The 21,753-nt window shown below is 46.6% G+C and carries 22 protein-coding genes and 2 other annotated features; all 22 genes read right to left on the bottom strand.

The annotated features are described in order from the left end of the window. Positions 1 to 14: 14 nt before the first annotated feature. The 22 genes from MKY35_RS19910 to MKY35_RS20015 all read right to left on the bottom strand — a co-directional run bounded on the left by MKY35_RS19910 (position 15) and on the right by MKY35_RS20015 (position 21,725). Entirely contained in the window at positions 15 to 452 is a 438-nt protein-coding gene (locus tag MKY35_RS19910; protein WP_013311587.1) for an ACT domain-containing protein, read from the bottom strand. Between the two features lie 157 nt (positions 453 to 609). After that, complete coding sequence (gene obgE, locus MKY35_RS19915) at positions 610 to 1,920, bottom strand: GTPase ObgE (protein ID WP_039272573.1); 1,311 nt, start codon at positions 1,918 to 1,920, stop codon at positions 610 to 612. Positions 1,921 to 1,933: 13 nt separating this feature from the next. After that, complete coding sequence (locus tag MKY35_RS19920) at positions 1,934 to 2,671, bottom strand: Spo0B domain-containing protein (protein ID WP_342444636.1); 738 nt, start codon at positions 2,669 to 2,671, stop codon at positions 1,934 to 1,936. A 146-nt stretch (positions 2,672 to 2,817) separates the two neighbouring features. Further along, on the bottom strand, positions 2,818 to 3,135 hold the full coding sequence (rpmA, locus tag MKY35_RS19925; RefSeq protein ID WP_039272574.1) for a 50S ribosomal protein L27: 318 nt from the start codon (positions 3,133 to 3,135) through the stop codon (positions 2,818 to 2,820). A gap of 5 nt (positions 3,136 to 3,140) precedes the next feature. After that, the gene (locus MKY35_RS19930; protein ID WP_013311591.1) at positions 3,141 to 3,479 is read right to left on the bottom strand and encodes a ribosomal-processing cysteine protease Prp; all 339 of its coding nucleotides are present in this window, start codon (positions 3,477 to 3,479) and stop codon (positions 3,141 to 3,143) included. Positions 3,480 to 3,492: 13 nt separating this feature from the next. Then, positions 3,493 to 3,804, bottom strand: coding sequence for a 50S ribosomal protein L21 (gene rplU, locus MKY35_RS19935; RefSeq protein WP_013311592.1), 312 nt, complete (start codon positions 3,802 to 3,804; stop codon positions 3,493 to 3,495). A gap of 13 nt (positions 3,805 to 3,817) precedes the next feature. Then, positions 3,818 to 3,905, bottom strand: a sequence feature (ribosomal protein L21 leader region). Between the two features lie 98 nt (positions 3,906 to 4,003). Then, positions 4,004 to 5,188: an Rne/Rng family ribonuclease gene (locus MKY35_RS19940; protein ID WP_342444637.1), complete on the bottom strand. Its 1,185-nt coding sequence runs from the start codon at positions 5,186 to 5,188 to the stop codon at positions 4,004 to 4,006. Between the two features lie 48 nt (positions 5,189 to 5,236). Next, complete coding sequence (locus tag MKY35_RS19945; protein ID WP_029518424.1) at positions 5,237 to 6,115, bottom strand: M50 family metallopeptidase; 879 nt, start codon at positions 6,113 to 6,115, stop codon at positions 5,237 to 5,239. Further along, on the bottom strand, positions 6,108 to 6,953 hold the full coding sequence (locus MKY35_RS19950; protein WP_342444638.1) for a M23 family metallopeptidase: 846 nt from the start codon (positions 6,951 to 6,953) through the stop codon (positions 6,108 to 6,110). Before MKY35_RS19950 ends, MKY35_RS19945 begins: the two co-directional genes overlap by 8 nt. A 341-nt stretch (positions 6,954 to 7,294) precedes the next feature. Then, entirely contained in the window at positions 7,295 to 8,092 is a 798-nt protein-coding gene (minD, locus tag MKY35_RS19955; RefSeq protein WP_013311596.1) for a septum site-determining protein MinD, read from the bottom strand. A gap of 3 nt (positions 8,093 to 8,095) precedes the next feature. Continuing rightward, on the bottom strand, positions 8,096 to 8,758 hold the full coding sequence (locus tag MKY35_RS19960) for a septum site-determining protein MinC (RefSeq protein ID WP_342444639.1): 663 nt from the start codon (positions 8,756 to 8,758) through the stop codon (positions 8,096 to 8,098). Positions 8,759 to 8,840: 82 nt separating this feature from the next. Further along, a complete protein-coding gene (mreD, locus tag MKY35_RS19965; RefSeq protein WP_029518421.1) occupies positions 8,841 to 9,371 on the bottom strand; it encodes a rod shape-determining protein MreD in 531 nt (176 codons plus the stop codon). Beyond that, complete coding sequence (gene mreC, locus MKY35_RS19970; protein WP_029518420.1) at positions 9,371 to 10,192, bottom strand: rod shape-determining protein MreC; 822 nt, start codon at positions 10,190 to 10,192, stop codon at positions 9,371 to 9,373. The genes mreD and mreC overlap by 1 nt, the downstream gene beginning before the upstream one ends. Positions 10,193 to 10,247: 55 nt before the next feature. Further along, on the bottom strand, positions 10,248 to 11,282 hold the full coding sequence (locus MKY35_RS19975) for a rod shape-determining protein (protein ID WP_013311600.1): 1,035 nt from the start codon (positions 11,280 to 11,282) through the stop codon (positions 10,248 to 10,250). A gap of 106 nt (positions 11,283 to 11,388) precedes the next feature. Continuing rightward, positions 11,389 to 12,081: a DNA repair protein RadC gene (radC, locus tag MKY35_RS19980; protein WP_103050169.1), complete on the bottom strand. Its 693-nt coding sequence runs from the start codon at positions 12,079 to 12,081 to the stop codon at positions 11,389 to 11,391. A 13-nt stretch (positions 12,082 to 12,094) separates the two neighbouring features. Beyond that, positions 12,095 to 12,703 carry a Maf family protein gene (locus tag MKY35_RS19985; RefSeq protein WP_039272577.1) on the bottom strand — a complete coding sequence of 203 codons (609 nt, stop codon included), beginning with the start codon at positions 12,701 to 12,703 and terminating at the stop codon, positions 12,095 to 12,097. Positions 12,704 to 12,725: 22 nt separating this feature from the next. Continuing rightward, a complete protein-coding gene (locus tag MKY35_RS19990) occupies positions 12,726 to 12,968 on the bottom strand; it encodes a DUF4321 domain-containing protein (protein WP_023989955.1) in 243 nt (80 codons plus the stop codon). A 121-nt stretch (positions 12,969 to 13,089) separates the two neighbouring features. Further along, positions 13,090 to 14,355 carry an SPOR domain-containing protein gene (locus tag MKY35_RS19995; RefSeq protein ID WP_342444640.1) on the bottom strand — a complete coding sequence of 422 codons (1,266 nt, stop codon included), beginning with the start codon at positions 14,353 to 14,355 and terminating at the stop codon, positions 13,090 to 13,092. A gap of 164 nt (positions 14,356 to 14,519) precedes the next feature. Beyond that, positions 14,520 to 15,899 (bottom strand): UDP-N-acetylmuramate--L-alanine ligase, encoded by a 1,380-nt coding sequence (gene murC / locus MKY35_RS20000; RefSeq protein WP_013311605.1) that lies wholly within the window; start codon positions 15,897 to 15,899, stop codon positions 14,520 to 14,522. Between the two features lie 6 nt (positions 15,900 to 15,905). Next, positions 15,906 to 17,282, bottom strand: coding sequence for a folylpolyglutamate synthase/dihydrofolate synthase family protein (locus MKY35_RS20005; protein ID WP_029518417.1), 1,377 nt, complete (start codon positions 17,280 to 17,282; stop codon positions 15,906 to 15,908). Between the two features lie 36 nt (positions 17,283 to 17,318). Further along, positions 17,319 to 19,985, bottom strand: coding sequence for a valine--tRNA ligase (locus MKY35_RS20010; protein WP_342444641.1), 2,667 nt, complete (start codon positions 19,983 to 19,985; stop codon positions 17,319 to 17,321). Positions 19,986 to 20,037: 52 nt separating this feature from the next. After that, positions 20,038 to 20,322 (bottom strand) — a binding site (T-box leader). A gap of 71 nt (positions 20,323 to 20,393) precedes the next feature. Further along, positions 20,394 to 21,725, bottom strand: coding sequence for a LysM peptidoglycan-binding domain-containing protein (locus MKY35_RS20015; RefSeq protein ID WP_342444642.1), 1,332 nt, complete (start codon positions 21,723 to 21,725; stop codon positions 20,394 to 20,396). Positions 21,726 to 21,753: the final 28 nt, after the last annotated feature.

The following is a 21,753-nucleotide window of genomic DNA, read 5'->3' on the forward strand; positions in this document are numbered from 1 at the left end:
TGAACTGTATTGCCTTAACCTTGCCCAATCAGGCGAACACGTTTGACTCCAGAAATATCTTCCAATCCCTCCAGTAGAACACCCAACTCTTCACTGAGTCTGGACATTTCTACCGAGATGACTACGTTGGCTCTGCCTTGCAGTGGAATACTTTGCTGGATCGTCAGCACATTGCCTCCGAAATCTGCTACTCTGCCAAGCACCCTGGACAACATTCCGGATTGATGCTCCAAATCAATAGAGATATTAACAATTCGCTCACGCTCCAGCTGGTTAACCAAATGTATGCCATCCTTATATTTATAAAAGGCGCTTCGGCTTAGCCCAACTTGCTCCACGGCATCATGCACGGTTTTAACATCTCCTGAAGCCAGCAGCAGTTTCACCTGTATGGTCTTAACAATAGCTTCAGGCAAAATATCTTCCCGTACCAAGTAATAGCGCTCTTTCAAGAACGTCCTCTCCTCAAAGACTTATGTTTTTGTATAGAGGACATTATATCGAAACTCATGAAAATCGGCAAGCAAACAATGCAAAAAACGGCTACTGCCTTCTATAGAGTTTCCTATAGTACAGTAACCGTTCAGGTTTTAGACCTTAATTTGAAATTTAGTAGTAGCTGCTGCCTTCAACAAATTCGAACTCGAAATCAGCAATGCGTACAGATGTACCATCTTTGGCACCACGCTTGCGTAACTCAGCATCCACACCCATGTGGCGTAACGTTCTTGCTAATTTCAAAATGGCATCATGCGAGTTCAATTGCATGCGCTTCATCATGCGCTCAATTTTAGGGCTCTGCACCACAAATGTGTCGTTTTCACGCACAATTGTAAAGCCCTCGTCTTCTGCTGTATCCAGCTTAAATACCTTACGTTCATTGACTTCTGCTACTTCCTCAACAACCGGCTCGTCCGGTATTTGATCCAGCAAATCAGCAGCCCGGTAGAGCAGTTCCTTCACACCTTGACGTGTCAGTGAGGAAATAGGCATGATTTCAAGATCAGGACGTATAGAAGCAATCTGCTCTTTGAAGTGAGCCAGGTTTTCTTCCGCTTCCGGCATATCCATTTTATTGGCCGCCACAATTTGCGGACGCTCAGCCAATGCTGCATTATATTGCTTCAATTCGTCATTAATTTTAGTCCAATCTTCAAACGGGTCACGTCCTTCGGAGCCCGCCATATCCACAACATGGATAATAATACGCGTCCGCTCAATGTGCCGTAGAAATTCATGTCCCAGCCCAATACCTTCATGAGCTCCTTCAATTAAACCAGGCAAATCCGCCATCACAAAGTTACGATGATCACCCACATCTACAACGCCCAAATTTGGAGTAATCGTTGTAAAGTGGTATGCCCCAATTTTCGGTTTCGCGGAAGATACAACCGACAACAAGGTAGACTTTCCTACACTAGGGAATCCGACCAAACCTACGTCGGCCATCACTTTTAACTCAAGCGTGATATAACGTTCTTGTCCCTCTGCGCCGTTCTCAGCCAACTCAGGCGCTGGATTACTCGGCGTAGCAAAACGGATGTTCCCGCGTCCTCCGCGTCCTCCTTTAGCTACGACGACTTGTTGACCATGACGTGTCATATCTGCTACTACTTCACCAGTATCATCATCTATGATGACCGTTCCCGGTGGTATACGTACGATCATGTGCTCCGCATTGGCTCCGTGTTGACTTTTGTTACGACCTTTCACTCCACGCTGGGCTTTAAAATGCCGTTGGTACCGAAAATCCATCAAGGTACGCAAACCCTCATCTACACGGAAAATTACATCTCCACCGTTCCCTCCGTCACCACCACCTGGGCCACCTTCAGGAACGTATTTCTCACGACGAAACGCAATTAATCCGTCTCCGCCGTCTCCGCCTTTAACAAAAATCTTCGCTTTATCTACAAACATGGTTACACCTTCCTTATGTCTGGCACTGCATCCGAATTTGAAACATTTCGCCCGTAGGGAGCTTCTCTGTTCGAATGCGTTCACTTCCGGGTACGGATCTGACCCGCTTAAGGATATTCAAATCCGCAGGTATGTCACTTCCTTCAAAACGGACGATAACATCATTCTGATCCATACCGAAATAAAGTGTCAATCTGCGCACTTCTCCCCAGGACGACCGGCCCCCGCCATATTGATACGCACGCACCGTTTCTATGACGGCCGAGGCAAGCGACTCGCCGTCTTCGGGAGACATGACAGCGTCTAACTTTAACTGCTCCTCAACCTGTACCGACAACTGTAAATTACCGGCGTTCACGCGAAAAGACTGTAAATAAAACACCAGTGAGGGAATACCCAACTTAGATATTTTACTGTCTTCCGCCACGCGCCCTTTTATTGTTTCCACATAAGCAACAGATTTATCATGCTTATTCATGCGAATATATCCATAAAGCACCTGCAAGTCATTCATCCAGTCATGCCGATGATGGTTAAGCATTGCAATCGCTGTACGCTCAAAAGAACGCAAAGCAGCTTTCCGCTCATACTCAACCTGTCTATTCGCATACCACATACCAAAGCATGCAGCAACTATAGACCATACTGCTAATAAGATAATCGTTAATACTTCGGGATAGAGCAGTGAAAAAACCAAAGGAATCAGAATGGAACCCAACGCCAGATAAGGCGCTCTTATCCGCTGGAACATGGCTTCTCTCCGTTCTGCGATAATTAAATGGATTATTAAAGAACCTTAATCCAGTATAGCACAGACTAACTTTCCAGTTCATTACCATCATGCAAAAAAGCCTCCGACAAAAGTGCCGGAGGCTTTTCAGCGTGTCTAAGCCGCTATTAAGCTTCTACAGTAGCTGCTACTGGAGCAACGTCGATTGGGTAGATGCTCACCTTTTTGCGATCACGGCCCCAACGTTCGAACTTCACAACGCCGTCCACTTTCGCGAACAGAGTGTCGTCCTTACCGATGCCCACGTTCGTGCCCGGGTGAATTTTCGTTCCACGTTGACGAACCAGGATGCTACCGCCGGTAACTGCTTGACCGTCAGCACGTTTCACTCCAAGACGTTTCGATTTACTGTCACGTCCGTTTTTTGTGGAACCTACACCTTTTTTCGATGCGAATAATTGAAGATCCAATGTCAATTTCAACATGATGTCTACCTCCTTCTTTGATTATTTTCTATTTGAATATACTTACCGTATGATTCAGCAATACTTGTCAGCATAATCACCATGGACTCCAACAACAGTTGAACCTGTGCGTTCGCATCATGATAACTTTCAGGAGAAAGATACGCGCTTAAAAAGCCGTTTTCCATTTCCGTTTCCATCTCAACGTCCGTAAGAGCTCCAATCGAATTGACAGTTCCTACTGTTACCGCCGAAACGCCAGCACATACGATATCCTCGCCAGATTTAGCGAAATTTGCATGTCCTTTAACGGAAAACCCCTGTATGCTGCCATCCTCCAGTCGTGTAATACGCACGATAATCACTTATCGCACCCTCTTACGCTTGGATTTTTTCAATCGTCACTTTCGTGTACGGTTGACGATGACCTTGCTTCACATGGTAGTTCTTTTTAGGTTTGTATTTGTATACGATGACCTTTTGACCTTGACCATGCTTCTCAACTTTAGCTGTTACAGAAGCTCCAGAAAGAAGCGGTGTACCTGCTGTCAAGCCATTGTCGCCGGACACTGCCAGAACACGATCGAACGTTACAGTTTCACCATCATTAGCTTCCAACTTCTCGATGAACAATACGTCGCCCTCTTGAACTTTGTATTGCTTACCACCTGTTTCGATAATTGCGTACATTTGCTTGCACCTCCTTATGTCTCAGACTCGCCTAATAGCAGGTGGCAGATTCCCTTAAGATACTGCACTTCAGTACCTGATTGGAGCGGTTACAGCATGTGCAGCCAATCTTACGCATCACACATACTAAATGATTGTAGCACAAGCTTTATACACATTCAACCTTTAGTTTTAAAATGATTTTGGATTACGCATCGCTCTACACGAGCGTCTTTTCCTCACGCACTTTTTTGCGGGTCATTTCCAGCAAACCTAACCGCGTCCAACCGACAACATAAGATTTGGTCCGATCCTTCTTCAATCTTGCTTCCAGCACAGAGGATACTTCCCGACGGTTCTCCTCTTGTTCCATGTCAATAAAATCAATGATGATGATACCACCAATATCACGAACACGTACCAGGCGAGCAATCTCTTCAGCTGCTTCAATGTTAGTCCGGGTCACCGTCTCTTCCAGATTACTGCCTCCCGTAAACTTTCCCGTATTCACATCAATGACGGTTAATGCCTCTGTATGATCAATGACGATGTATCCACCGCCCTGCAGCCATACCTTTCGCGCAAAATCGCGTTCCAGCTGCTCATGAATGCCATAAGCTTTAAAAATCGTTTCTTCTGCACCACGAAATATACTTACATGAGCTTTCGCAGGACCAATCTGTTGCAGCATGATTTCTGCATCCTTTGCTTGCTCTTCACTGTCAATAACCAGTTCATCCTGTTCAGGTGTAAACACATCCCGAATCAATCGCTGAACAATACTTAAATCCCGGTGTAATTCGCACGGAGCAGAATATTCACTAGCTTTACGCTGAATAGCCGTCCACTGCTTACGCAGTTGATTCAGATCATTTTCAATCGCCTCTATACTCATGTCCTCCGAAACGGTACGGATTATGAGTCCTTCCTCACTTGTGCGTAGCTGCTCTCCCATTGCTTTCAAACGGGTACGTTCGCCCTCACGTTCGATCTTCTTGGATACGGCTACATAATCAGCACGGGGCATATATACGATCCAGCGACCCGGAAGTGAAAAATGAGTGGTGACCCTGGCTCCTTTGCTACCAACTGCCTCTTTTAATACCTGTACTACAATTTCCTGCCCCACCTTTAACACTTCAGAAATGGATGGCTTTACCTCCGGCTGCTTGTCCAAATGAGCATGAAGTACGTCATCTACGTACAAAAAGGCATTCTTTCGCTGTCCAATGTCAACAAAGGCGGCTTGCATACCTGGTAGCACATTGACCACCCTCGCTTTGAAAAAAGAACCTAGAATCCCCCGTTTTCGCGGTAGTTCAGCCGCATATTCAACCAATCGTCCCTCTTCCAACAGCGCCATTTGGGTCATCTGCTGCTGGCATTGTACAATCATTTGCTTCATGGTTTTTCAACCTCTCTGGATACAGCCTCTTCCTTAACTCATAAAACATTATTTGGGCTTGGGTTCTCCACCATCTGGCGGGCGTGTCGCAAAATAAGAGCGAATAAGACGTTGCTCCGGCAGTACGGCTACAATTCGTCCCTGTTCATTCATAACATAAACCATATGATACCGATCTCTTCTGAAAAGACGCAAAATAGGCTCCAAATGTTTCATTGGCAGGGATACAATAGGTAAGGCAATACTTCCCTTAGCTATTTCGCGGTAAAAAAGCTCGTCCCTCCCCAGCAAAAACCGTATAAAACGGTAAGGAATATTCCGATAATCCACAATATTAGAATAAAGCAAAAAAATCCCTACCGCCAGCAGATTTAAATGCATAGGCCCATTTTGCCTTAACAACGGTGAAATACCATACATACAAAATAGCAGACTCGTTACGATACTGGCCCTAAAGGTCCACACTAATGTGCGGTGATAAGAAAAGGATAAGCTAATCATTGCCTGCAATATTTTCCCACCATCAAGTGGTAAAATGGGCAGCAAATTAAACAGTGCAATAACTGCATTCCCCTGAATTATATAATTTACATAATCATACTCCGGTCCACTCACATTTTTGAACCATAAAAGGATGATGATCATGATTCCGTTTTGCAGGGGCCCCGCTAGCGCAATGACAATCTCCTTCCACGCATTGAGCTTCCCCTGATCCTCAATGACCGCAACTCCTCCAAAGGGTAACATCTGTATGGAAAGCACCCGCGCGCCTAACAACGAAGCAGCTGTCGCATGACCTAGCTCATGAATAAACACCAATGTAAATAAAGTGATGATCTCGATAAAATGTCCCGTTATTATAGAGGTCAGCATAACCAATACAAACAGTGGATGTAGTGATAAGGTCACCCCTCGGACATTAATCAAGGGCTACCACTTCCGACGGGTCAATGTAGTGATCCCCTCTCTGAACTGCCAAAAATAAAGTTGCCGCCTCGCTGCCGCTGTGACTTGCTGGCAGTACACCGACCTCATCTCCCTCCTGAACCCAGTCGTTCACTTTTAAGGTAGAGCGGGAAAGCCTTCCGTAAGTTGCTGTGATACCGCCAGTGTGTCGAACTGTAACCGAAATCCCGCTTTTGGGATGATTTAATATGTCTAATACTCGTCCTGCATCTATACTTTTAACAGCGATTGCCCCGTTGTCAGTGACATTCGGCGTAATTTCTACCCCTTTCAGGCTCAGTACAAAAGGCTGTGTTATAGTGCCTTCGATCGGTGGAGAGCCCTTTCGATTTGCGGCTACCTTGTGCGTCTCATGCTCCTCGCCAAAAATCGGCAAAAAGGAAGGAGCTCCGTCAAAATAAGTTTCATACCATTGTCCGACGGCTGCAAAATCCATATCCTTATTCAAGGCATCCGCAATAAACATTCTCAAATTCACTGCATAGGGAATATCCCAACGAAACATTCCCCATACCATTCCAAATAACACCGTTGCTATGACTGATCTTCGCCAAAAGGAAGTCCAAAAAGACGGACCACGATTCGCCCCAAAAGATTGCTGCCAGTGTTGCCGCTCATTTTTCCACTCCGTTTCTGGGTCTCTGGGCGAGTTGGCACTGACTATAGACATCGACCTCATATCTTTATCCCCGTGCCTGTACTGATATATGCCAGAGGGATACGTCTCCGCTTTGCTTCCCGCGATTAGCTGCTGTATACGTTCTTCTCTGCGCTGCTTGATTCCGGAATTTTTATTCATCCTGTTCAGCCCCCTCAGCGAGGTATGTTTGATACATCTTATGAGGACGGGCTTCAACTTATGTTGTCCCGTTCGGGAATAAGTACCTAAAAATCAAAAAAAACCGGCGCTAACGCACCGGATTTGTTTTGTATTTATAATATTTATGTAGTGACCCTAAATTTTGTGAAGCCGTATTATAGGAATTAAAAAAGACAAACCAAAAACACTTAAATAAGATTATTACTTATTTAAGTGTCTAGTATTACAAATGAATACTACTACAGCTCCTACCTTAGAACCAATGGAAAATCACTTAGGAAGTGTGGAAGCAATTTACCAGCCATAACTTCCGGTTTTCCTCATCCACCCATACCAAAAAACTTCTTAAAACGTGTCATCACGCTTTTCTTCTGGTCTAGCTGCATGAGGGGCACTGTATCGCCCAAAATCCGTCTCGCAATGTTACGGTAAGCAATCGCGGCCTGTGAATCTGGATTCATAACGGTAGGCTCCCCTGTATTAGCTGCTTTAATTACCATTTCATCATCCGGCACAATCCCAATAAGGTCTATGCTAAGCACTTGTAAAATCCCGTCAATATCCAACATATCTCCGGATTTAACCATGCTATTGCGAATGCGGTTAACCACCAACTTGGGTGATATCACATGTGAGCTTTCCAGTAAACCAATTACCCGGTCTGCATCGCGTACGGCTGCATTTTCCGGAGTAGTCACAACAATAGCCTGATCCGCCCCAGCAATGGCATTTTTAAAGCCTTGTTCAATACCCGCAGGGCAATCGATCAATATATATTCAAAATCCTTTTTAAGCTCCAAAATAATATCCTTAACCTGCTCCGGCGTAACAGCACTCTTGTCCTTGGTTTGAGCGGCTGGCAGCATATACAGCTCCTCAAAACGCTTGTCCTTAACCAGTGCCTGATTTAAACGGCAACGACCTTCCGCTACATCAACAAGGTCGTAAATAATTCGGTTTTCCAGACCCATCACAACGTCTAGATTACGCAAACCGATATCCGTATCCACCAAACATACCTTTTTGCCGAGCAGTGCAAGCGCTGTTCCTATATTGGCTGACGTCGTCGTTTTGCCGACGCCGCCTTTTCCTGAAGTGACGACGATAGCCTCTCCCATGTGCTACACCCCTTTGAACACGTTAAAATCGCGGCCCAGACGCACAATATTGCTCATTTTATCTATTTGCATAGCGCCATCCTTGAGATACGCAAATTCCATACCGGATTCACGTGTCTCCCATTCGTCTGGTGGACGGCTGATCATTTCGGAAATTCGCAGCTGTGTCGGTGCAAAATAGGAAGCCGCTATAATCGCTTCACTATTTCCCTCCATCCCTGCATGCGCCATGCCTCGCAGAGCGCCGAGGACATAAATATCACCAGTACATGTTATAATTCCACCCGGGTTTACATCTCCCAAAAAGAGTAGGTTCCCATTGTGATGAAGCACTTGACCAGATCGGATAATCCCTGTCACCGTGTGAATAGGGGGCTTTCCCTGCACTTCCACAGGCAGTCCAGGTGTTTCTACAGACCTGATGAGCAGATTCCCCTTTTGCTTCAAAATCTCCAGAATACTTTCCTTCTGTTCCTCTGTCACTTCTCGGCTTCCCAGCTTAATATCCACATGAATGATCGGGCCTGTTAAAATATTTTGATGACTGTGCTCCAGCTTAAAACGCAGCTCACCCAGCAAATTCTCAAACTCGCATTGATCGTCCAGCAGGAATACCAGGCCATCTTTGATGCCTTTAATCGTGACATGATTCGATTTCACCGCCATTAGCCTGTCCCTCCTATCTCAATCATTTCGTCCCCGGGACGTCAAATCCCTGCTAACCCGGACAAAATGTGTGTAAAAAGACCTAGACAGCCTCTTCCTTTTTCACACGGGTACCCAAACGCTGCAACTGCTTGCGAACTGGGACATAAATGATGAGGGCGAACAGAAAATGGATAAATAAATCAGGAATTATATACTGAGCAAGTGCCCAATTGAAAGTCTGATGATTCAGCTGGAACAGCTGGTCAATGGCAAAAAGCATAGAATCCAAGAGGAAACTACCAATCAACACGGCTGCCATCATAATGGGCATCTGCGCACGTCGAGCTGTAAAAACAAGCCCCAATAAGTATGCAGACAACCCCATTGCAAAAGAATAAGGCCCAATGATAAACCCATAGAACACTACATCATGAATAAGTCCAAAAACAATACCTAGCACCAATGCTGTATGACGGCTGTAATACACAGACACAAACAAGATCACGACATACACAAAATTCGGAACCATTCTTGAATGCCAACTATCCGGAAGAAGCCATGGAAGAATCGTCCCTTCAGCTATAAACAGTACAAACAGCAGCAGTATTAGAACCTGACCGCGCATCTTCATTATTCCGGTACCTCAGGAGTGTAGAGGATGAGCAGTTCTTTCCAATCCACAAAGCTGGCTGCCGGTTTAATAATCGCTGTCCGTGTTTTGCCAAACTCCCCAACCTGAATCTTCTCTACCGTTCCAACCATTAGGTTTTTGCGGAATTTACCACCTGCGCCAGATGTAATAATCTGATCACCCTTTGCGATTGGATCTTTTTCCTCAATGCGAGTCATTTGAAATCTGTTCGTACCCGGATCATAGCTTTCAATCATACCAAACGATTGATTTTCCTTGCCCAAGACTGTCGCTGCAATAGCATAAGAATTCGGATTTTTAGGATCCAATGTAGTCAATAGGGTAACGGTGGACGTAAAATTCCCCGTTTGACTAATGACTCCTACAAATCCTTCAAGCGAACTGACTTCCTGACCAACCTTCGCTCCGTCCTTCTCACCAATATCGATCACAAGCGTTTTGGAATCATTGCTGACGCTGTTCACTTGAGCAACACGATAATCATAATTATTTTTCGCCTTTTGCGTTTGGGTGAACTTCAGTTCATTCTGCAGTCTGGCATTTGTTTCAACATAATTATGGGTCTGAATTTGGTCACGAGTCAGCTTTGCCACAGCAATTTTTAACCGTTCATTTTCTTCGTAGATACTGCGCATATTCCCGATATCTTCAAAGAAGCCCGCTATTGCAGAAGCGGGCCTGTAAAAGATACCTTGCACAAAGCCAATCGAATCTCTGGCGAACTTCTCGGGCCAGGTTAAGGAATTCCTCTGTCCAAGTGTAATCCCCATAAGGGCAATAAACAGAACGATTCCAATCAATAGAACAAATAGTCTTTTATTGCCAAACAGCTTAAACAGTTCCTACACCCCCGATTCAACGTTTGGAACGGACGGCAGAACTGCTGCGCGATTTGAACAAATGAATATTTTCCAACGCTCTGCCTGTACCGATTGCCACACAATCTAGAGGATTTTCTGCTACGATCACCGGCATTCCGGTTTCACCTGCCAACAGCTTGTCCAGGTTACGTAGAAGTGCTCCACCGCCAGTAAGTACAATACCTCTATCCATGATATCCGCTGCCAATTCGGGAGGGCATTTTTCCAGTGTTACTTTAACCGCATCCACGATTGCATTGACTGTATCCGATAATGCTTCACTAATTTCATCAGAAGTAATCGTGATTGTCTTCGGCAAACCTGTTACCAGATCACGTCCACGGATTTCCGAGGTTTCCACTTGCTCTAATGGCATAGCTGAACCCACTTCCATTTTCAGTTGCTCTGAAGTCCGTTCACCAATCATCAGATTGTATTGGCGCTTCACGTATTGGATGATGGACTCGTCCATTTCATCGCCAGCGACACGCACGGAGCGGCTTGTTACAATCCCACCCAGGGAAATGACTGCCACCTCGGTTGTACCTCCACCGATATCGACAACCATACTGCCTGTAGGCTCCCATACAGGAAGATCAGCGCCAATTGCTGCTGCAAACGGCTCTTCTATCGTATATGCCTCTCTTGCGCCTGCTTGCTTCGTCGCATCTTCAACAGCACGCTGCTCCACCGCAGTAATGCCCGAAGGCACACAAACCATCACGTTCGGATGGCGTGGAAACAAAGAGCGTTGGGCTTGCGCCTGACGGATAAAATATTTGATCATCGTTGCTGTCGTATCAAAATCAGCAATGACACCGTCCTTCATCGGACGAATCGCACGGATATTTCCCGGTGTGCGACCGATCATTTTTTTCGCAGATTCACCAACAGCCTCAATGGTTTTTGTATCTGTACGCAAAGCGACTACAGATGGTTCACGAACCACAATTCCTTTACCTCTTACGTATACAAGCGTGTTTGCCGTCCCCAAATCTATTCCCAAATCTTTTGTAAAGCCACCCAGCATGATGTAATCTCCTTTTCTCTTCCCTGAAATCTGTTATCCAATGTATAAGCGGTTTATTCAGGCCGGATTATCCGGTCGTGTTTAAATGTTTGATTTAAATATTATATTATATCAGACCTTGTTCCTTCAAACTTACAAAGGTCCCGTCCCCGATCACTATATGATCAAGCACGTCGATACCCACGATGTTGCCCGCTTCCATCAGGCGGCGAGTCAACTGGACATCTTCCGGGCTTGGCTTCGGATCACCGCTCGGATGGTTATGAGCGCAAATTATTGAAGCACTGCTGCATTTGATTGCTGCCCGAAATACTTCACGTGGATGCACGATGGCAGAATTCAGGCTACCCATAGATAGTGTTTCCTGAGCAATGACATGATTTTTAGTGTTAAGGAACAAGCATACAAAATGCTCTTTCTGCAAATAACGAAGCTGCTCAAACAACAGATCTGCCACATCCCGCGGGCAACTAATCACCGGGGTCTCCAAATGGCGAGACAAAGCTAATCGACGCCCCAGTTCGATACCCGCTTTTAGCTGTATCGCTTTAGCATCCCCAATGCCCTTAATCTGGGTCAACTCGTTCAAGCTCATATCCACCAGTTGACGCAAATTTCCTGCCTGCTGCAAAATACGCTGCGCTAAATGCACCGAAGACTCATTTTGCGTTCCTGTACGCAGCAATATTGCCAGCAATTCCGCGTTGCTTAAGGCATCCGCCCCATATGTCATCATGCGCTCTCTTGGTCGTTCTTCATGGGGGAGGTCGCGAAGCATCAGTATTGGCGACTCCAGCATATGTTTATCCCCTTTATGGACGCAACACATTCACTCCAAAATCGGACAGCATGTCCGACAGCAAGGAAAGCGGCAATCCTACGACGTTAAAATAACAACCCTGAATAGATTCCACCAGCGTAGCACCCATGCCTTGAATGCCATACGCTCCTGCCTTGTCAGACGGTTCACCAGTATTCACGTATGCCACAATTTGCTCTTGACTCAGAGGCTTCATTGTAACCTCCGTTTGGCGATGTCTGACAAGCACTTCGCCGGTTCCGGTATGTATGCAGGCTACCCCGGTGTACACGCGGTGTGTCCTTCCCTGCAATGCAGTCAGCATGCGAACTGCGTCCGCATGGTCGGCTGGCTTGCCCAATACCGAACCATCCAGCACGACAATGGTATCACTGCCAATCACCAGTCCGGCTTCCTTCGACTGAGTGACGGTGTTCACGACCGCTTGGGCTTTGCGTGCCGCAAGGGTCTCCACGATTTGCTGAGGCGTCCAGCTCTCAGGCGTGCTCTCATCCGCATGACTTGGCACCACCTCAAAGGGGAGTCTCAAAAATGCGAGCAATTCCTTCCTTCTTGGTGAAGTCGATGCCAAAATAATGCGGGGCGTAATTTTCCCGTCCATAAGGGAAGCTCCTTTTCATCAGTTAGAGCCTGCGGTACAGCCAGAACGCGGCAATGATGCCGATCAGACTAAGCAGGCTCAATTCAAAATTTATTGTTATGTTGTAGCTGATAATATCCAGGTCCGCTCTCGGCGACCAAGATATCCTAGTGGGGTGGGTCAGAAAAGAAAGGAATTTGATCGATTGAAGGGCTTTGGCAATCCATGCACCCAAGAGCCAACCGAGCAACAAAAACAGTATAAGCATTCCTACATTTTTTTTCATCCTGATCTTCCCTCGCCATTTTTTGACACCTTCATTATTATACGGTGATTTGTACTGCAATACAAACAGAAATCCGGCATGGGGAACTATTTCCAGTTCCTTGCCGGAAAATATGGTTAGCCTATTGTTTTATGAATTGGATAAATTCCCTCTCACGCAAAACATATTCCATCATGGAGGACTGAATCTCCCAAATGTGTTCCTTGGCAGTATTCTTATTATATTCCCCAAGTGCAGAGATCGCGCTGTTCATCGCCTTTTCAAGTGAGGTTGCGGAGGCAACCGCTTCCTTCGGAAGACCACTGGGAAGTACAGTGATATTTTGTGTCCACTGCTGATGCAGGTCGTTCAGCTCCTTCATGTCGGAGGCTGGCACCGTATTCGGACCTCCTTCTCCGAGCAAGTTTGAGGAAAGTCCGCTCAACTTACCCACCAATGAGCTACTTAACTGAAAAAAGCTAGTGAGTTTATCACCTTCGCCTCCGTAAGCCGCTTTTTCAAATCCAGGCAATTCAAGCTCACGAACATACAATTCGACTCCTTGTGTTTTCAACTGATTGCTGAGCAACTTGGCTTGCTCCCTATCCGGTGATATTCCTGCATATACCCGGTTTTGGTCCTCGGTATCCCCTCCTGCTGCAATACCTGCCTTTAATAGTTCTTCTTTTGCTTGTAAGGCCCGTTCTGGGGTGCTGAAAACCCCATATTGCAACAAATAGTAGGTTTGAGGTGGTACCTGAGCCTCTATGACAGTGACAGGGACAGAATTCTCTTTTGCAGATATTGCATCCACACCAACAGATTCTTTAAAGACCGGTACAGCCTCCTCTACTGAAGGATCTGATCCCGGAACCATGCCTCCTCCGTTAAACAGTAACAACATAATATATCCAAACATGCCTCCGGTCACCAGTGCGCTGGCTACAGAGCCAACCAGTTTCCATCTAGAAGGGTGGGGCGGACGTCTTCTGTACTCTTGACCAGAATGATAAGCTTCCTCATCCTCTTCCAGGCTATCCGGTAGAACTTCCGCATCTGACCAGGAAGCCGCCGAACGACCAAAGGGGTCATCCCATCCCTCTTGTACTCTTAAAGTCGGAGCAAAGCGCCGACTTGAAATGCGTTTATTCAGATCCTCAGGCTCATTGAGCTCTGCTTCTTGCGTAGTTTCAGTATTTTTCTTCATTCCTCTAATCCGTTCCGTTTCTTTTTGCGGGTTATCAGCTTGATGAAGCTTATCTTTTTGATATAACTCCTTATCTCTAATCGTTTCACGCTGTTCGTTCGTAATCGATTCGTTTTTGTACGGAAGCACCTGTAGCTTATCCTCCCGGCTTGTCTCCGGCAACTGTTGGTCGAACCGGAATGTCATCTTGGTCTTGTTCATGGATGCACTCCCTCCTTGTCCCATACTTCCTCATAGTCTGTTGTATGAGTCAAGCTAAGAATATATGCCCCAGCATTACAAAAAAAGGTATCCCGAACACAGTCGTGTTCGGAATACCTTTGAATAAATGTAATTCATTGGCGTAACAGCTCATTATATACGTATTACACTTGCTGTCCGCGAAGATGGCGCGCTAACGCGTCACCTGCTTTCCAGATATCTCCCGCTCCCATCGTCAGCACAAGATCACCCGGCTGTAATCGATCTTTCAACTCCTCGATCACAGCTTCTTTGGTCGGCAAATAGATTGCATTAGCATTGCTGTTTTGGACGATTAAATCCACGAGCTTGGAAGAATGCACGCCTTCAATCTGTTTTTCTCCCGCTGGTGAGTAAATATCGGTAATGATGACTTCACTAGCCTCGCTAAACGCGCGGCTGAACGCATCGAGCAGGAAAAAGGTGCGGCTATAGCGTTGCGGCTGGAATACAGCAATAATACGCTTGCCCGTCGCTCTCGCTGCGCTAATCGTAGCCTCAATCTCTGTTGGGTGATGCGCATAGTCATCAATAATCAGTATGTCATTGCTTTCACCTAGTACTTGAAACCGACGCTTCGCTCCGTGAAATTCCACAATTGTAGCAGCGATTTGATCGAATGGAATCCCTGCTTCCAAACATGAAATTACAGTCGCCATCGCATTATACATGTTATGTTTACCCGGCACTGATAGTTCGATTGTTCCGAGTGCTGTTCCCTTACGGCTCATAGTGAAGCTTAATCGACGGTCACCTAATTGGATATCTGTCGCCATATAATCCGCTTCATGCTCCACTCCATAAGTAATGACCCGAGTCTGGAGTTGAGGCAGCATTTCCCGGATGTTCTGATCATCTGCGCATACAATAGCCGCTCCATCCGGTCGAATTTGACTCAAAAACTGTACATAAGCACTTTTCAGACGATTAAAGTCGCCATCGTAATTTTCCAAATGATCTGCTTCAATATTGGTTACGATGCCTTGCCAAGGATGATATTGCAGGAAAGAACCATCACTCTCATCCGCCTCAGCAACGACAAACTCGCTTTTACCTGCTTTGGCATTCGTCCCCAAATTCGTGATTTCGCCGCCAATAATATACGTTGGATCAACGTTACATCTCTCCATAACCAGAGCGATCATGGAAGAGGTTGTCGTTTTACCGTGCGCACCCGCAACAGCTATTCCCTTACGTTCGTTAAGCAAGCGAGCCAGCATCTGCGAACGGTGCAGAGTTGGAATATTCAATTCCTCCGCTGCCACCCGCTCCACATTGTCACGTGACAATGCTGTTGAATAGACGACGATATCCGCGCCTGCAATATGCTCAGGCGTGTGTCCAATATATATTTTTGCACCTTTTGCCGCCAGTTTTTCTGTCAGCTCCTGTGATGCCACATCTGAGCCAGTCACGGTATAACCCATCTCCAGCATGACCCGAGCAATCGCACTCATCCCGTAGCCGCCGATACCGATAAAATGAACATGTTCCGAAGTAATCAACAAATTTCACCAACCTTTTTCCGAATCGGTTTGATACATAAGGGTAGCCCGTACATCCGCAATAAGGTACAGCGTGCCGGACACCACCCCCAGATCTTCCGCTTCCGTATGTGATTGAAACAGGCCAAGAGCCTTTTTCCAGTCACCTTCTACAATTATTTTTAAATCCGTTTTGGCATAAGACGGCCGCAGCTTCTCCACGAGATGAGCCAATTCAGCGGCATTCATTTTGCGCCGAAAATCGGGCTCGGTCAGGATAAGCGTATCCACTAGTGGCAGTATATGCTGCAAGTATGCTTCATGATGCTTGTTTGACAGCATCCCCATCATTAAAACCAATTTTTTGTACGAATACACTTGAGGAAGACTCTTGGCCAGCGTCTGTGCTCCTTCTGGATTATGAGCCCCGTCAAGAACAATTCTCGGTGATGTACTGACTTGTTCGAGACGCCCTGCCCAGGCAGTTTGCCTAAAGCCCTCCAGCAGTTCTGCATCATCCAACACAAAAGCCATATACTGACGTAGGACCTCAAGTGCCATCATAGCTCCTGCCGCATTAGAACATTGGTGCTCGCCTAACAACGTGATGTCAATTTCCATATGTCGGAAGGGCCCCGCGAATGAAAAGGTTTGAGCTGTTTCATCTCCGTTTAGCCGTTCATACGTAAATTGTTCTCCTGCCAGGTACAAGGTAGCTCCTTGCTTTGTCGCCGTTTCACGTATGACCTGAATAGCCTCGGGTTGGGAAACACAACTGACGACAGGTACACCCGGTTTGATGATACCGGCTTTTTCCCTTGCAATCTGTTCGAGCGTATCTCCCAAAATATCCGTATGGTCATAGCCGACATTTGTAATAACCGAGAGGATTGGATTCACGATATTAGTTACATCCATCCTTCCCCCGAGACCTGTCTCCCATACCACAACATCTGGGAAAGATACCGTAGCATAGTATAAAATAGCCAACGCTGTCGATACCTCAAACATTGTAGGTGATCCCAATTCACTATCTGCGATTTCTTTCACCAACGGATACAAGCGATTGGCAAGCAAAACCAGCGTTTCATCGGGAATATCGGTCCCATTGAATTGAAAGCGGTTCGTAAATCGGGTGATGTACGGAGACGTAAAAGTCCCGACATCGTACCCACATTTCAGTAGCACAGAGGTCAGAAAGGCACAAGTCGAGCCTTTACCGTTGGTTCCCGCAATATGCACAAATTTCAGATGTCGTTGCGGATCACCCAATTTACTCATTAGTTGTTCAATTCGTTCCAGTCCAGGTCTGATACCAAACGGAATCAAGCCGTTAATCCATTCCACTGCCTCATCATAGCTTTGTAAAGGAGCCGTATCTCCGCCCCTGATCGTATCTGACATCCTCTTCACCTTCAGGTCATTTTATTGTGAGTGAAATTATCCCTTGAGTTCTTCAATACGTGCGATAACTTTAGCGCGCTTATCTGAGTAATCGGCTTGCTTGGCCTTCTCTTCCTCGATGACTTTAGCTGGTGCCTTCGCCACAAAGCCTTGGTTAGATAACTTTTTCTCCACGCGCTCCACTTCACTGTTCAAATGCTGAAGTTCTTTTTCCAGTCTGCTGATTTCCTGGGCAATATCAAGCAGTCCGGCCAGCGGCAGGTACAGCTCTGCGCCGCTAACTATAGATGTCATCGCTTTATCTGGAACGGTGAACTCTAATCCCGCGTCGAATTCAGACGTATTACAGAATCTACGCACATATTCCCCATTGCGGTTAATGATATCGAGAACGGCTTGATCGCCGGGTTTTATGAGCAACTCAATTTTTTTACTCATCGGCACATTGACTTCAGCACGGATATTGCGCACAGCGCGAATTACGTCGATCAGCAAATTCATTTCTGCAACTGCATCCTTATCCTCAAAAGCCGGATCATAAACAGGCCAAGCGGCCAGTGTAATCGTTTCTCCCTCATGTGGAAGATGCTGCCATATTTCCTCAGAGATAAACGGCATGAACGGATGAATCATGCGCAGCGTCCGGTCCAATACATATGCAAGTACGGACTGCGTTTTCTTTTTCGCATCTGCGTTGTCGCCATATAGGGAAAGCTTCGCAAACTCAATGTACCAGTCGCACAAATCATCCCAAATAAAGTTATACAGAAGGCGGCCTGTCTCGCCAAATTCATAAGCATCTATTAGACGCGTGATGTCGCGTGAAGTTTCGTTTAGACGATGCAGAATCCAACGATCAGCGGTGCTCAGGTCACCAATAATGTCTATATCTGCCGAAGTGACGCCTTCCAGATTCATCAGCGCAAAGCGTGACGCATTCCAGATTTTATTGGCAAAGTTGCGGGCCTGCTCCACCCGCTCCCAGCGGAAACGAAGGTCTTGCCCAGGCGTGCTACTGGTGGAAATCATATAACGCATGGCATCGGTACCATATTGGTCAATCACGTCGAGCGGATCAACACCGTTGCCGAGGGATTTGGACATTTTTCTACCGTCCGCATCACGAACCAACCCGTGCATAAGTACGTCCTTGAACGGAATCTCTTCCGTAAACTCGAGTGCTGTAAAAATCATACGCGATACCCAGAAATAAATAATGTCATAGCCTGTAACCAAGACATTAGTCGGATAGTAACGTTTGAGGTCCTCTGTCTGCTCAGGCCAGCCCAGTGTCGAAAACGGCCACAAAGCCGAGCTGAACCAAGTATCCAGCACATCCTCATCCTGTTTTAGCTTTCTGCCAGCATACTCAGGCAAAGTTGTAGGGTCCTCCGCCGATACAATAACTTCTCCGGTATCCTCATCGTACCAAGCCGGAATACGGTGTCCCCACCATAATTGACGGGAAATACACCAGTCACGCACATTTTCAATCCAATGCAGATAAGTACGTTCAAAGCGATCCGGTACAAAGTTTACCCCGTTGCCAGCCTTCTGCACTTCAATGGCTTTAGCTGCCAGAGGCTTCATTTCCACAAACCATTGTGTAGACAGATAAGGTTCTACAACTACACCAGTACGCTCGCTGTGGCCTACTTGATGTACGTGCTCTTCAATACGAATCAGTACGCCCTGCTCTTTCAGATCAGTGACGATTTGCTTACGGCAATCGCTACGATCAAGGCCCTGATATTTGCCTGCTTCGGCATTCATCGTTCCCGTTTCGTCCATCACCGTAATTTGTGGCAGCTGGTGACGTTGTCCCATTTCAAAGTCATTCGGGTCGTGAGCCGGTGTAATTTTAACCGCGCCGCTACCGAAATCTTTATCAACATAATCATCCGCAATGACCGGAATTTCCCGTCCGATGATTGGGAGCACAAGCGTTTTGCCGATCATTTGCTTGTAGCGTTCATCTTCCGGGTGTACAGCTACAGCTGTATCGCCCAGCATCGTTTCAGGACGTGTAGTGGCTACCGTAATAAATCCGCTACCGTCTTTCAGTGGATATTGCAGGTGATACAGATTTCCGTTCACCTCTTTGTATTCCACCTCAATGTCCGATAATGCAGTACGTGCAGCAGGGTCCCAGTTTATGATGCGTTTACCGCGATAAATCAGACCCTTCTTGTACAGTTTAACGAATACCTCGCGTACCGCTTGGGACAGTCCCTCATCCAGCGTAAAACGCTCACGAGAATAATCGAGAGAAAAGCCCATCTTTTCCCATTGGTTATGGATATTATCTAGATAAAGATCCTTCCACTCCCACACTTTCTCCAAAAACTTCTCGCGGCCCAAATCATAACGTGTCAGGCCTTCTTCACGCAGCTTTTGCTCTACCTTTGTTTGGGTAGCAATACCCGCATGGTCTGCCCCTGGCAGCCACAAGGCATCATAGCCCTGCATCCGCTTGGCGCGAATAATAATATCCTGCAAAGTAAAGTCAAGAGCATGTCCAATATGCAACATACCTGTAACATTCGGTGGTGGAATAACGATTGTAAAAGGCTCTGCCTCTGGATGTTGCCCAGCGCGGAAATAGCCCTTCTCCATCCACGTTTTGTACCATTTTTGTTCTGCTGATTTTGGATCGTACGTTGTTGGCATTTCCAAGGTTGTCTTGTTGTCTTGTTCTGACATATCAGGATACCTCCATGATTTTTCAATTGGCAAATAAAAAAGCCCTTCATCCTCAAAGGACGAAAGGCTGTTCTCTCGCGGTACCACCTTTGTTTCACCCCTAGTGTATGTATCCACTGATCCATTACACATGGTGTGACACTTTATGCAGATAACGGTTGCGGACCGGCCTTATTCTACCGTGAACCTCTTATCTTCCGTAGGAATGAAATGAGGAACCGTTCAAACAGGCGACTCCCGGGTGACTTCGGCCAGTAGCTTCCTGCGGAACCTCACAGCGCTGCAATTCCACTCTCTGAAGGGCTTGCTGCCTACTCTTCCCGATCTCAGTCTTTCAATAACTATACCACATCATACATTTCCCATTGACTATAGTCAACACCCGCTGTGCATTTTTCAGCAACCGGATCAAGGGATGTACAATACCTGTCCTTCTTCCACATGATGCTCCGCCAATCTGTTATACAGTTGAAGCTCACGCGTGCTGAGCTGATAACGGTCAGCTATGGTTTCCAGTGTATCCTCGCGCTGTACTATGCATAACCGCACCTTACGAAAAGGTGTTTCATCTTGTGTATGAAAAAAAAGGTTCTTCCACTTGGCATTCTCCCGCTCTTCTTCGGCTTTCTGATCCTGATCCTGTGGCTCCTGCTCCAATTGCTGCTGGTATTCCGCTTCTTTCACCGAACGGCTGGATTGGAGCAATGATGAGTAGACAACCGGGTCTGGCTCGTCTGCCCCTTCATCCTTTTTACTGTTAAGCGCCACACGCATCTCTGGCTTATCCTCAGTAAAAGTGTCATGGGCCTCGTGATTCACCTGTTCTGACGCTTCAGGCCTGAAGTCGAAGCTATCTACTTGACTTGCTTCCAACTGTGGCTCCAGATAGACCTCGGACTCCGTAGCAGGATGCGGTTCAGACAGCAAAGGGTCATAATTTACATTAGGAGATGCGGAAGATACTTTGGACTCATTTCCCCCTGCCCATGCTTCCTTTTGCTGAAATCCCCACACTTCCGGAGACCCATGCTCATGTTTGACCTCGGGAGAGTTGTCTTCAACTGCTTTGCCCGTCCAAGGCTCATAGAATCGGTTAGGATCTACTGCTGGCTCATAAGCTTGCTGTTCCGACGATGATTGCTGTTCCCCATGGTCCTCAGACAGCTGTTCCCAGGAAACGGACTCCTGTTGTACTGGCACACTGTAGGAGGTTTCAGGATCTGTAACGTAATCAGAGGTCGAATCATTGGTAGAATAGGCCTCTGCCTGACGATACTCTTCATCGGCGGAAAGGGATTGAACCGGATGCTCAGGTGCATGCACTACGGTAAATTCCTCATCCAACCAGACCGCCGTCTCTTCCGCGTGCGAGCTTTCCACACCATGCAAAGAAAGAACGCCTGTAATGTTTAGACTACGTAAAGAAAGCAGGTCCACATCAAAATTTTCAATCTCGACAGAGATATCTTCCAATCTCCCTACGCGGTTTAGCGGAATGGTAATTTCCACAGGGATCAAATGATGAAGCTCGCTCGTGAACTGTTCAGGTGTGCGGTACACGCCCTCCAGCAGCAAATGCCCTCGCAAAGCGGCATGGTCGCCGTGGGTTACAACCTGAATGCGTGGCAGAAGCTCGATTTCCTCCAACTCAGCAATCCCGGCAGCTTCCTCCGTCAAATGAATGCGTTCATAAATATCAAAACGCAAGCCTTGCGGCTGATCATTCTGTTGTTTGTTCAAGGATGGCATCCTCCTTTGGGCAGTCTCC

The organism is Paenibacillus sp. FSL L8-0638 (assembly GCF_038593075.1).
GTDB lineage: Bacteria > Bacillota > Bacilli > Paenibacillales > Paenibacillaceae > Paenibacillus > Paenibacillus polymyxa_D.